Raw genomic sequence first — 11,682 nt, 5'->3', positions numbered from 1 at the left:
ATGACGCTGCTGGACATCGGCTGCGGCTGGGGCAGCACCATGAAACGCGCCGTCGAGCGGTTCGACGTCAACGTCATCGGCCTGACGCTGTCGAAGAACCAGCACGCCCGCTGCGAGCAGGTGCTCTCCGAGGTCGACACCACCCGGTCGCGCCAGGTGCGGCTGCACGGCTGGGAGGACTTCAACGAGCCCGTCGACCGCATCGTGTCGATCGAGGCCTTCGAGCACTTCGGCCACGAGAACTACGACGACTTCTTCAAGCGGTGCTTCGACATCATGCCCGACGACGGCCGCATGACGGTGCAGAGCAGCGTCAGCTACCACCCGTTCGACCTGGCCGCCCGCGGCAAGAAGCTGACCTTCGAGACGGCGCGCTTCATCAAGTTCATCGTCACCGAGATCTTCCCGGGTGGCCGGCTGCCGTCCACCCAGATGATGGTGGACCACGGGGAGAAGGCGGGCTTCGTTGTGCCCGAACCCCTTTCGCTGCGACCCCACTACATCAAGACGCTGCGCATCTGGGGTGACACGCTGGAGTCCAACAAGGACAAGGCCATCGAGGTCACCTCCGAAGAGGTCTACGAGCGCTACATGAAGTACCTGCGCGGCTGCGAGCACTACTTCACCGAGGAGATGCTCGACGTCAGCCTGGTCACCTACCTCAAGCCCGGCGCCGCCGCCTGAGTTGTCGGATTGGCGCTGCGCCGTTCGTCGAGTAGGTAGAGAGTGAAGCACAAGGCTTCGCTCACTACCGGAGGTGACGAGCATGCAGTACTTCGCCCTATTGATCGGCAAGGAGCAGGACCGCGCGCCTGAGGATGCCGCCGAGGCGATGGCGGCCTGGCAGCGTTTCCACGCCAAGGCCGGACCGGCCATCAAAGCCGGTGACGCGCTGACGCCGGCTGCCGCCGCGGTGGTGATCACCGGCGGCCCCGACGCACCCGTGATCACCGACGGCCCCTTCCCCGAATCGGCCGAGGTCGCCTGCGGCTACTACGTGTTCGACGCGGAAAACCTCGACGAGGCGCTCGCCCTCGCCCGCGACATTCCGCTCGCCGCGTTCGGGGCCGTCGAACTGTGGCCCGAGGTGCACTCAATCGAGCCGTCCCGCGCGGTCACCGGCGACGATTGGCTCGCCCTGCTGCTCGAGCCGCCCGAAACCGCACACACGCCCGGCACCCCGGAGTGGGAGGCCGTCGCGGCCAAGCACGCGGATCTGCACGCGGCCGCCGGTGACCAAGTGATCGGCGGCGCCGCGTTGCACGACCGGTCGACGGCGACCACCGTGCGCGTGCGTGACGGGGAGGTGCTCATCACCGACGGGCCCTACGTGGAGGGGGCCGAGATCGCCACCGGCATCTACCTGATCGGCGCCGCGGACCGCGACGAGGCCGTCAAGATCGCCTCGATGATCCCGGCCTCGGTGGTGCAGCTGCGGCAACTGGCCGGCGTCTCCGGCCTCTGACCCGCCCGAATGGCCAACCTGGACGGCGTCTTCCGCCGCGAATGGGGTCCGGTCGTCGCCGCGCTGGCGCGCTGGTCCGGTGACCTCACCGTCGCCGAAGACGCCGTCCAGGAGGCCTGCGCCGAGGCCCTGCGCAGCTGGGCGTCGGCCGGCGTGCCCGACAATCCGGGCGGCTGGTTGCTGACGGTGGCCCGCAACCGCGCACGGGATCGGCTGCGGCGTGAAGCTCAGCGCCCCACCAAGGAATTGGCGGCTTGGAGAAGCTCCGTGGACGAGATCAGGGAACGCACCGACCGCACCGAGCCGCACCCGGTCCGCGACGACGAGCTGCGGATGATGTTCACGTGCGCGCACCCGGCGCTGGACCGCCAGTCACAGCTGGCGCTGACACTGCGCCTGGTGTCCGGACTCACGGTCGCCGAGATCGCCCGGGCGCTGCTGGAGACCGAGGCGGCCGTCGGGCAGCGCATCACCCGCGCCAAGAACAAGATCCGCCACGCCAACATCCCGCTGCGGGTGCCGCCGGCGGAGCTGCTGGCGGAGCGGACGCCGCACGTGCTGGGCTGCATCTACTCGGTGTTCACCGAGGGGTACTGGTCCACCGCGGGCGCCGCGGCGATCCGCGACGAACTCTGCGACGAAGGCGTCCGACTCGCCGGGGAACTGTGCGGCCTGATGCCGGACGAGTTAGAGGCGCACGCGCTGGCCGCGCTTGTGCTGCTGCATGATTCGCGACGGGCCACCCGGGTGGACGTCGACGGGATGCTCGTTGCGCTCGAAGACCAGGACCGGCGGCGTTGGGACCGCGACCGCATCGCCCGCGGCCTGCGGCGGCTGCGCCAGGCCGCGGGCTCCGCCGGCCCGTATCTGCCGCAGGCGGTGATCGCCGCGCTGCATGCGACGGCGCCGTCATGGGAAGGGACCGACTGGGTCACCATCTGCGCGGCCTACGACCGGCTGGTGGAACTGACGGCGTCGCCCGTCGCGCGCGCCAACCGCGCGCTGGCGATCGGCTTTCGCGACGGACCCGACGCCGGCCTGCGCGCGCTCGACGAGGTGGCGGGCGATCCGCGGCTGAGCCGCTCGAGTCTCGTCGCGACGCTACGAGCCGACCTGCTGCGACGCGCGGGGCGACCCGCCGACGCGCTCCCGTGGTACCGGATCGCGTTGGCGTGCGACGGTTCTGAGGCGAGTCACCGCTTCCTGCGGCGGCGCATCGCGCAATGCGGCGGGTAGCGCCCGAGGGCGCCGCCCCCGCGGCTTAGGCCTCCGCGAAGTTACGAGTGACGGCCGGGTCCACCGGGATGCCCGGTCCCGTGGTCGTCGACACGGTGATCTTCTTCAGGTAGCGGCCCTTGGACGCCGACGGCTTGAGCCGCAGCACCTCGTCGAGCGCGGCGCCGTAGTTCTCGGCCAGGTCCTTCTCGTCAAACGAGGCCTTGCCGATGACGAAGTGCAGGTTGGCCTGCTTGTCCACCCGGAAGTTAATCTTGCCGCCCTTGATGTCGGCCACGGCCTTCGCGACGTCGGGGGTGACGGTGCCGGTCTTGGGGTTCGGCATCAGGCCGCGCGGCCCGAGGACGCGGGCGATGCGGCCAACCTTGGCCATCTGGTCCGGCGTGGCGATGGCGGCGTCGAAGTCGAGGAACCCGCCCTGGATCTTCTCGATCAGGTCGTCGCTGCCGACGATGTCGGCGCCGGCGGCCTGCGCCTGCTCCGCCTTGTCGCCGACCGCGAACACCGCGACGCGGGCGGTCTTACCGGTGCCGTGCGGAAGGTTCACGGTGCCGCGGACCATCTGGTCGGCCTTGCGCGGGTCGACGCCGAGCCGGATCGCCACCTCGACGGTCGCGTCCTGCTTGCTCGACGACGTCTCCTTGGCGAGCTTGGCCGCCTCGAGCGGGGTGTACAGGCTGTCGCGGTCCACCTTCTCGGCCGCGGCGCGGTAGGCCTTGCTGTTCTTGCTCATTCGTGCATCCAATCTGGTGTTGGGTCGTGGTTGAGGCGGGCCGAAGCTGGCCCTCCCACGCGTTCGGGGGCCGTCGGCTATTCGACGGTGATGCCCATCGACCGGGCGGTGCCGGCGATGATCTTGGCGGCCGCCTCGACGTCGTTGGCGTTGAGGTCGGTCTTCTTGGTCTCGGCGATCTCGCGGACCTGGTCCCAGGTGACCTTGGCGACCTTGGTCTTGTGCGGCTCGGCCGAGCCCTTGCCCACGCCGGCGGCCTTGAGCAGCAGCTTGGCGGCGGGCGGCGTCTTCAGCGCGAAGGTGAAGCTGCGGTCCTCGTAGACCGTGATCTCCACCGGGATGACCTGGCCGCGCTGCGCCTCGGTCGCGGCGTTGTACGCCTTGCAGAACTCCATGATGTTGACGCCGTGCTGACCGAGCGCGGGTCCCACCGGCGGCGCGGGGTTGGCCTGACCCGCCACGATCTGCAGCTTGATCAGCCCAACGACTTTCTTCTTCGGGGCCATGAGATTGGGTGTTCCTTCCTGGGGGTGGGCGTGACCGCCCGAGCTAAATCTTGGAAACCTGGCTGAAGGTCAACTCGACGGGCGTCTCGCGGCCGAAGATCGACACCAGCACCTTGAGCTTCTGTTGTTCGGCGTTGACCTCGTTGATGGTGGCCGGCAGCGTGGCGAACGGGCCGTCCATGACCGTCACCGACTCGCCGACCTCGTAATCCACCTCGACGGTCGGCCGTTCCAGGCCGCCGACCTCGGCGGCGGCAGCGGTGCTGGCCGCGCCCTTGGCGGCCTTCTTCTGCGCGCCCCGCGGCAGCAGGAACTTCACCACGTCGTCGAGCGTCAGCGCCGACGGGCGCGACGTCGCGCCGACGAACCCGGTCACACCAGGGGTGTTACGCACCGCGGCCCACGAGTCGTCGGTCAGGTCCATGCGGACCAGGATGTAGCCGGGCAGCACCTTGCGGTTGACCTGCTTGCGCTGGCCGTTCTTGATCTCGGTGACCTCCTCGGTGGGCACCTCGACCTGGAAGATGTAGTCGCCGACGTCCAGGTTCTGCACGCGGGTCTCGAGGTTGGCTTTCACCTTGTTCTCGTAGCCGGCGTAGGAGTGGATGACGTACCAGTCGCCGGGCTTGCTGCGCAGCTCCGCCTTCAGGGTGACCGCCGGGTCGGCGTCCTCGGCCGGCTCCTCGGGAGCCGCGGCCGGGGCCGTCTCGGGGGTCGCGTCGTCGGCCGTGTCCTCGGGCTCGAAGACCTCGGCACCCTCGGCTACGTCGACCGCGTCACCCGCGGACGAGTCACCGTCGAAGGTAGTCACGGTTGTCAGTCCTTCCTATTGCATTCACAAGCTCAGCCGAACACCAGCAGCACCAGCTTGGTGAGGCCGAAATCCGCCAGGCCGACCAGCGCCACCATGAAGGCCAGGAACACCAGCACGACGGTGGTGTAGGACACCATCTGCTTGCGGTTGGGCCAGATCACCTTCCGCATCTCCGCAACGACCTGCTTGAGGTAGTTGAAGACGAAGAGGAAGGGATTCGCGGTGCGATCGCCCGGCTTCTTCGGTTTTTTGGCCTTCTTGGCCTTGGCGTCCTTCTTGCCCTTGTCCGGGGCGGACGCCTCCGCCTCCGCCGACGACGCGGCGTCGACGTCCTCCTCGGCGTCGGCCACGCGCTGCCGGGTCCGCTTGCCGGTGGGGCGCTGCGGTCGGGCCACCGGCTTGGTCACCACGGCCGTCCGACCACCGCTGTCGCGGGTGTCCTCCGTGCCGCCGCCATCGCTTGCGGCGTCGTTGGCTGCGTCGCCCTCGTCGCTCACCGCATGCTCCTTTGTTCTGCCAGTGTTTCGCGCTCCGTCCCGCCTCGGGTGGGCGCTGTTATTCCAGTGTCCACCATGCCAGGACATTCGCCATCAGCAGGGGCGACAGGACTTGAACCTGCAACCTGCGGTTTTGGAGACCGCTGCTCTGCCAGTTGAGCTACGCCCCTTCGCGGTTGGTAGGCCAACCTGCGCTTACCTACCGGGGCTTACATGACACGCGCGCCTTCCGATTGCTCGACGTACGGAAAGCGCGCTGATGCTGGGAAAACCCCGAGGTCCGAGTGTACATCGGCGCGTGAGCCGAATACCAATTACGCCGTTCTGACGACCTGCCCTGTATCGGCGTCCCAACGCAGGTTCGCCGACTGGTCGGCGTACTGGCTCATCAGCGTCGTGTAGGCCTCCATGACCAGCTCACCGTCGTCGTTGGTGCAGATGTTCTTGGTGACCACGATGTCGGCGCCGAACCGCTCGTCCACCGAGACGACGTCCATCCGCGCCCACAGCTTGTCGCCGGCCTTGATGGGCTTGGAGAACACGAACCGCTGGTCGACCTGCACGATCACCAGCGTCTCCATGCCGATGTCGACGTGCCGAAAGAAGTCCACCTGCACCAGCTTGGCGAAGATGGTCGCGAAGGTCAGCGGCGCGAGGATCGCCTCGTGGCCGAGGGCGGCGGCGGCGTCCTCCTGGAAGTGCGCCGGGTGCCGGTTCTTGACGGCCAACGCGAACTGGCGGAGCTGTTCGCGGCCCACCACGAAGTAGTCCGGGTACCGCCAGATCATGCCTCGGATGTCGGTCTTGAGCGCCATGGCCTACGCGAGTTTGGCGGACGCGATGGCCCTGCCGAAGATCTTCTTCCCGCCGGTGGTGGCGGTCAGGGCGATGGTCACCGACTTGGTATCCGGATCGACCGACTTGACCCGGCCGTTGAAGACCAGCTCCGCGCCCTTGCCGTCGTTGGGCACCGGCACCACCGCGGTGAAACGCACGTTGTACTCGGTGACCGCGCCGGGGTCCCCGATCCAGGCGGTGACGTAGCCGCCGCCGATGCCCATGGTCAGCATGCCGTGCGCGATGGCGGTGTCGAGCCCGACGACCTTGGCCATCTCGTCGTCCCAGTGGATCGGGTTCAGGTCGCCGGACACCCCGGCGTAGTTCACCAGATCCTGCCTCGTCAGCGGGTAGGTCTTCTCCGGAAGCTGATCACCCACCTTCACCGACTCGAACTCACGCAGCGCCATCGCTAAATCCCTCTTCCCCATCCTCGCCCGCACGGCCCGCCAGGGTCGTGTAGGTCTCTTGCACCACTTCACCGGCCTGATTGGTGACGATGTTCTTCGTCACGACGATCTGGGTGCCGTGCGATTCGCGCACCGAATCCACGTAGACGTCGCAGTACAGCTTGTCGCCGGCGACGATCGGCCGCTGCATCCGCAGCACCTGGTCGACCTGGACGATCTGCTGGTCGGCGATCGCGATGTTGGCGTGCTGAAAGAACGCGGTCTGGGCCTTGTAGCCGAACACACAGATGAACGTCGGCGGCGCGACCACACCGGCGTATCCGAGTTCGGCGGCGGCCTTCTCCTCGAAGAACGAGGCGTCGTCGTTTTGCACGGCGACCGCGTATTCGCGGATCTTCTCCCGCTCGACCTCGTAATGGTCGGGGTGGCGGTAGTGCATCCCGACGATCCTGGTGCTTAACGGCACGGCTCTGAAATTACCTAATCGCTCTGGCCAAACGCGTCCCGACGGGCGTCAGCGCGTCTCTCGGTGCGCCTGGTGCTTCCCGCAGTTCGGGCAGAACTTCTTCAGCTCCAGCCGGTCCGGGTCGTTGCGCCGGTTCTTCTTGGTGATGTAGTTGCGGTGCTTGCACACCTCGCAGGCCAAAGTGATCTTCGGCCGTACGTCGGTACTGGAAGCCATGGCGGTTCTCTTCTCACATCTCGTGTTACTGCGTGTCGTCTGCGTAGCGATGGCCGGACTCGAACCGGCGACCTAACGATTATGAGTCGTTCGCTCTAACCGACTGAGCTACATCGCCTCTGGCCCACCTGTTCAGGGTCGGGGCCGCCGCCTGCTCGGCGTCTGCCGAGCCCCCTAACGGAATCGAACCGTTGACCTTTTCCTTACCATGGAAACGCTCTACCGACTGAGCTAAGGGGGCCGTCCACCCGAAGCGACCAGTCGTGCCGCGGGCCTAAAAGAGGGTACAACCTGGCTTGCAGCGAAACCAAACCACGGCGCCGCGGGCAAGCGGTGCGCGGGTCAGCCGGCGTCGCCGGCGCGGCGCGGCTCCCACGCGCTGAGGTCGCTGAACTCGTCGTACTCGCCCTCGACGTCCGAGTCGTCGCCCTCGTTGAGCAGATTGCGCAGCGCGAGGTTGATGGCCTCGCGCCCGTCGCCCAGGTGAAACCGGCGGACGGCCTCGTCGAGCAGATCGATATCGACCTCGACCTCGATCTTCTTCTTCTGCATGGGCAAACGATACCCGGTGCCCTCAGGGCCAATCCGCGCGCGACGCGTCGCCGGCAACCCCTACTCTGGTCACGTGTCAGAGGACCGGTTGTACTTCCGCCAACTGCTCTCCGGTCGCGACTTCGCGGTCGACGACATGATCGCGACGCAGATGCGCAACTTCGCCTATCTGATCGGCGACCGGCAAACCGGGGACTGCGTCGTGGTGGACCCGGCTTACGCCGCGGGCGACCTGCTCGACACACTGGAAGCCGACGGCATGCACCTGTCCGGGGTGCTGGTGACGCACCACCATCCCGACCACGTCGGTGGCTCGATGATGGGGTTCACGCTCAAAGGCCTGGCCGAGCTGCTCGAGCGCGCGGCGGTGCCCGTGCACGTCAACGCCGAAGAGGCGCAATGGGTTTCGCGGGTCACCGGGATCGGCCTGGGCGACCTCACCAGCCACGAGAACCACGACAAGGTCAGCATCGGCGACATCGAGATCGAGTTGCTGCACACCCCGGGCCACACGCCGGGCAGCCAGTGCTTCCTGCTCGACGGCCGCCTGGTCGCCGGTGACACGCTGTTCCTGGAGGGCTGCGGGCGCACGGACTTCCCCGGCGGCGACTCTGACGAGATGTACCGCAGCCTGCAGCGGCTCGCCTCGCTGCCCGGCGACCCCACCGTGTTCCCGGGCCACTGGTACTCCGCGGAGCCCAGCGCGTCGCTGTCGGAGGTCAAGCGGTCGAACTACGTCTACCGCGCCGCGGATCTGGCGCAATGGCGCATGCTGATGGGCGGTTGAGCGGCGCACGGAACATTCCGGGGCGCCCGGCCGGCGACCGGCCCTGTGATATAAGCGGAGGGTGGATTCCATGGGATGGATCCAGGACAGCTGGCATGGGATCACGCATGTCGGATCCAGCACCTGGATCGCGTGGGCGGCCTGGGCCGCCATCGCGCTCGCGGTCGTGACGCTGATCTTCACCAACAGCCAGATCGCCCGCAACCGCCGGCTGGCCGCCGAGCAGACCCGGCCCCACGTCGCGGTGTTCATGGAGCCGCACCCCGCCGACTGGCACGTCATCGAGCTGGTGGTGCGCAACTTCGGCCAGACGGCCGCCTACGACATCGGGTTCCACTTCGAGAACCCGCCCACCGTCGCCGAATACGAGAATGCGTCCGACGGTTACGCCGACGTCTCCGAGCTGCGACTCCCCCAGGAGCTGCCGGTGCTCGCCCCGGGCCAGGAGTTTCGCATGGTGTGGGATTCGGCGCTCGACCGGGCCGAGATCGGCAGCGGGATCGAGTCCCGATTCACCGGGACCGTCACCTATTACGACCGGCCGGCGCGGCGGCGCGGCCGGTCGTTTTTTCAGCGGGAGCGCTCGCCGCTGGAGACCCAGGTGGTCCTCGACTGGGACGCGCTGCCGCCGGTGCAGCGCATCGAGCTGATGACCACCCATGACCTCGCCAAACGGGAGAAGCAGAAGCTGGAGCTGCTGCGCGGCCTGCTCACCTACTTCCATTACGCCAGCAAGGAAACCCGGCCCGAGGTGTTCCGCGGCGAGATCGAACGGATCAACGCCGCGGTGCGCGAGACCCAGGACAGGTGGCGCAGCAGCAACGTCGACGAACCCACCGACGTCAGCCTGCGCTGGAGCAACGCCGAGAACGAACTAGGCAAGCACCGCGGCCAGCCCGCGTCGAGGAGCAACCCATGAGCGGCCCGGTCCACTACAGCCTCAAGGACAACGTGGCGATCGTCCGGATGGACGACGGCAAGGTCAACGCGCTCGGCCCGACCATGCAGCAGGCCCTCGGCGAGGCCATCGACCGCGCCGACGCCGACAACGCGGGCGCGCTGGTGATCGGCGGCAACGACCGAGTCTTCAGCGGCGGGTTCGACCTGAAGATCCTCACCTCCGGCGAGGTGCAGCCCGCGATCGACATGCTGCGCGGCGGCTTCGAACTCGCCTACCGGCTGCTGTCACACCCCAGGCCGGTGGTCATGGCCTGCACCGGGCACGCCATCGCGATGGGCGCGTTCCTGCTGTCCTCCGGCGACCACCGGGTGGCCGCGCACGCCTACAACATTCAGGCCAACGAGGTGGCCATCGGCATGACCATCCCTTACGCAGCCCTCGAGATCATGAAGCTGCGGCTTACGCCGTCGGCGTATCAGCAAGCCGCCGGCCTGGCCAAGACGTTCTTCGGCGAGACGGCCCTGGCCGCGGGCTTCGTCGACGAGATCGTGCTGCCCGAGATGGTCGTCGATCGCGCCGAAGAGGCCGCGCGGGAATTGGCGAACCTGCACCAACGCGCCCACGCCGCGACCAAGTTGCGAGCCCGCGCCGACGCGCTCACCGCTATTCGCGCCGGGATCGACGGTATCGAGGCCGAGTTCGGGGTGTAACGCCCTGCGGCGCTCGCCTATCCAGGGTAGTTTCGGGCCCCCACGGCCGGGTACGCCTTGGGCGTGGCCGCCGATCGCATCGCCGATCCCTGGGGGACGCGGACGCCGTACGAACCCGGCACGCCCTGGCCGGAGCGCGTCGACACCTACCTGGCCGACGGGGTCACTCCCGAATCGGTGGACCGATGGGTCCAGTCCGCGGCGGTGCTGCACTCCAACGGTGACGGCCTGGACATCGCGGTCAAGGACGGGCGGATCGTCGGGGTGCGCGGGCGGGCCGTCGACCGCGTCAACCACGGCAGGCTAGACCCGAAGGACCTCTTCGGCTGGCAGGCCAACGCAGCCAAGGACCGGCTCACCACCCCGCTGATCCGGGTCGGCGACCGCCTGAGGCCGTGCGACTGGGACACCGCCATGGACCGGATCGTGGCGCACAGCCGGCGGCTGCTGGATCGCCACGGCCCCGGATCGGTCGGCTTCTACACCTCCGGGCAATTGTTCCTCGAGGCGTACTACACCCAGGGCGCCATCGCCCACGGGGCGATCGGCACCAACCACGTGGACGGCAATACCCGGCTGTGCACGGCCACGGCGGCCGAGGCGCTGAAGGAGTCCTTCGGCTGCGACGGCCAGCCCGGCTCCTACACCGACGTCGACCACGCCGACGTCATCGCGCTGTTTGGCCACAACGTCGCCGAGACGCAGACCGTGCTGTGGGCGCGGATGCTGGACCGGCTGGCCGGCGGCTCGCCCCCGGCGGTCGTCTGCGTCGACCCGCGGCGCACGCCGGTGGCCCGGCACGCGACCGTACACCTGGCGCCGCTGCCGGGCACCAACGTCGCGCTGATGAACGGGTTGTTGCACGAGATCATCGCCCACGGCTGGATCGACAAGGCCTACGTCGACGCGCATACCGTCGGCTTCGACGAGCTGCGGGGCCGGGTGGGCGAATACCCGCCCGAACGGGTGGCCGCCATCTGCGGGGTGGCGGCCGACGACATCCGGCGCGCGGCCCGGCTGCTGGGCACCGCCCAACGGTTGCTGTCCACCGTGCTGCAGGGCTTCTACCAATCGCATCAGGCCACCGCGGCGGCCGTGCAGGTCAACAACATTCACCTGGTACGCGGCATGCTGGGCAAGCCGGGCTGTGGTGTGCTCCAGATGAACGGGCAACCGACCGCGCAGAACACCCGCGAGTGCGGCGCCGACGGTGACCTGGCCGGGTTCCGAAACTGGGCCAACGACGCCCACATCGCGGAGCTGGCCACCTTGTGGAACCTCGAGCCGCTGCAGATCCCGCACTACGCGCCGCCGACGCACGCCATGCAGATGTTTCGCTACGCCGAGGAAGGCACGCTGCGGATGCTGTGGGTGACGGCCACCAACCCGGCCGTCTCGCTGCCGGAGCTGCCGCGGATCCGCGACATCCTGTCCCAGGACCGGCTGTTCCTGGTGGTGCAGGACATCTTCCTGACCGAGACGGCCGCGCTGGCCGACGTGGTGCTGCCCGCGGCGGCGTGGGCGGAGAAAACGGGCACCTTCACCAACGCCG

16 protein-coding genes and 3 tRNA genes are annotated in these 11,682 nt (G+C 68.2%); 7 read left to right on the top strand and 12 right to left on the bottom strand.

Translation table 11 applies throughout. The features are described from left to right. From mmaA4 to A5714_RS07210, 3 genes are all read left to right on the top strand, one after another. On the top strand, positions 1 to 684 hold a 684-nt coding region (gene mmaA4 / locus A5714_RS07220), incomplete at its 5' end, for a hydroxymycolate synthase MmaA4 (RefSeq protein WP_068284204.1). Between the two features lie 82 nt (positions 685 to 766). Then, complete coding sequence (locus tag A5714_RS07215; protein ID WP_068284201.1) at positions 767 to 1,465, top strand: YciI family protein; 699 nt, start codon at positions 767 to 769, stop codon at positions 1,463 to 1,465. Positions 1,466 to 1,474: 9 nt separating this feature from the next. Then, positions 1,475 to 2,701: an RNA polymerase sigma factor gene (locus tag A5714_RS07210; protein ID WP_068284198.1), complete on the top strand. Its 1,227-nt coding sequence runs from the start codon at positions 1,475 to 1,477 to the stop codon at positions 2,699 to 2,701. Positions 2,702 to 2,726: 25 nt separating this feature from the next. On the opposite strand, the gene rplA is transcribed toward A5714_RS07210, so the two are convergent. The 12 genes from rplA to A5714_RS07150 form a co-directional block, all read right to left on the bottom strand. Continuing rightward, on the bottom strand, positions 2,727 to 3,434 hold the full coding sequence (gene rplA / locus A5714_RS07205; RefSeq protein WP_068073339.1) for a 50S ribosomal protein L1: 708 nt from the start codon (positions 3,432 to 3,434) through the stop codon (positions 2,727 to 2,729). Between the two features lie 77 nt (positions 3,435 to 3,511). Then, the gene (rplK, locus tag A5714_RS07200; RefSeq protein WP_068073341.1) at positions 3,512 to 3,940 is read right to left on the bottom strand and encodes a 50S ribosomal protein L11; all 429 of its coding nucleotides are present in this window, start codon (positions 3,938 to 3,940) and stop codon (positions 3,512 to 3,514) included. Between the two features lie 43 nt (positions 3,941 to 3,983). After that, positions 3,984 to 4,751 carry a transcription termination/antitermination protein NusG gene (nusG, locus tag A5714_RS07195; RefSeq protein ID WP_068073343.1) on the bottom strand — a complete coding sequence of 256 codons (768 nt, stop codon included), beginning with the start codon at positions 4,749 to 4,751 and terminating at the stop codon, positions 3,984 to 3,986. Between the two features lie 32 nt (positions 4,752 to 4,783). Continuing rightward, positions 4,784 to 5,251, bottom strand: coding sequence for a preprotein translocase subunit SecE (gene secE / locus A5714_RS07190; RefSeq protein ID WP_068073345.1), 468 nt, complete (start codon positions 5,249 to 5,251; stop codon positions 4,784 to 4,786). 97 nt (positions 5,252 to 5,348) lie between these two features. Then, positions 5,349 to 5,421: transfer RNA gene (locus A5714_RS07185), tRNA-Trp, on the bottom strand. 144 nt (positions 5,422 to 5,565) lie between these two features. After that, the gene (hadC, locus tag A5714_RS07180; RefSeq protein WP_068073347.1) at positions 5,566 to 6,066 is read right to left on the bottom strand and encodes a (3R)-hydroxyacyl-ACP dehydratase subunit HadC; all 501 of its coding nucleotides are present in this window, start codon (positions 6,064 to 6,066) and stop codon (positions 5,566 to 5,568) included. 3 nt (positions 6,067 to 6,069) lie between these two features. Next, positions 6,070 to 6,498: a (3R)-hydroxyacyl-ACP dehydratase subunit HadB gene (hadB, locus tag A5714_RS07175; protein ID WP_068073349.1), complete on the bottom strand. Its 429-nt coding sequence runs from the start codon at positions 6,496 to 6,498 to the stop codon at positions 6,070 to 6,072. Then, positions 6,485 to 6,964 carry a (3R)-hydroxyacyl-ACP dehydratase subunit HadA gene (gene hadA / locus A5714_RS07170; RefSeq protein ID WP_068073351.1) on the bottom strand — a complete coding sequence of 160 codons (480 nt, stop codon included), beginning with the start codon at positions 6,962 to 6,964 and terminating at the stop codon, positions 6,485 to 6,487. Before hadA ends, hadB begins: the two co-directional genes overlap by 14 nt. Before the next feature lie 48 nt (positions 6,965 to 7,012). Next, complete coding sequence (gene rpmG, locus A5714_RS07165; RefSeq protein WP_003898538.1) at positions 7,013 to 7,180, bottom strand: 50S ribosomal protein L33; 168 nt, start codon at positions 7,178 to 7,180, stop codon at positions 7,013 to 7,015. Positions 7,181 to 7,224: 44 nt separating this feature from the next. Beyond that, a tRNA-Met gene (locus A5714_RS07160) sits at positions 7,225 to 7,298 on the bottom strand. Between the two features lie 50 nt (positions 7,299 to 7,348). Further along, positions 7,349 to 7,421: transfer RNA gene (locus tag A5714_RS07155), tRNA-Thr, on the bottom strand. Positions 7,422 to 7,522: 101 nt separating this feature from the next. Continuing rightward, complete coding sequence (locus tag A5714_RS07150) at positions 7,523 to 7,732, bottom strand: type II toxin-antitoxin system VapB family antitoxin (RefSeq protein WP_068073353.1); 210 nt, start codon at positions 7,730 to 7,732, stop codon at positions 7,523 to 7,525. A 73-nt stretch (positions 7,733 to 7,805) separates the two neighbouring features. Between A5714_RS07150 and A5714_RS07145 the strand changes: the two genes are divergently transcribed. From A5714_RS07145 to A5714_RS07130, 4 genes are all read left to right on the top strand, one after another. Next, positions 7,806 to 8,519: an MBL fold metallo-hydrolase gene (locus tag A5714_RS07145; RefSeq protein ID WP_068284195.1), complete on the top strand. Its 714-nt coding sequence runs from the start codon at positions 7,806 to 7,808 to the stop codon at positions 8,517 to 8,519. 70 nt (positions 8,520 to 8,589) lie between these two features. Then, positions 8,590 to 9,438 carry a hypothetical protein gene (locus A5714_RS07140; RefSeq protein ID WP_068284192.1) on the top strand — a complete coding sequence of 283 codons (849 nt, stop codon included), beginning with the start codon at positions 8,590 to 8,592 and terminating at the stop codon, positions 9,436 to 9,438. After that, a complete protein-coding gene (locus A5714_RS07135) occupies positions 9,435 to 10,130 on the top strand; it encodes a crotonase/enoyl-CoA hydratase family protein (protein WP_068073359.1) in 696 nt (231 codons plus the stop codon). Before A5714_RS07140 ends, A5714_RS07135 begins: the two co-directional genes overlap by 4 nt. Positions 10,131 to 10,193: 63 nt before the next feature. Beyond that, positions 10,194 to 11,682 (top strand): molybdopterin-dependent oxidoreductase (locus A5714_RS07130; RefSeq protein WP_156747204.1); only part of this gene is annotated, 1,489 nt, incomplete at its 3' end.

The organism is Mycobacterium sp. E2462 (genome assembly GCF_001672685.1).
In the GTDB taxonomy this organism is placed as follows: domain Bacteria; phylum Actinomycetota; class Actinomycetes; order Mycobacteriales; family Mycobacteriaceae; genus Mycobacterium.
This window is presented reverse-complemented; position numbering and strand designations above follow the sequence as displayed.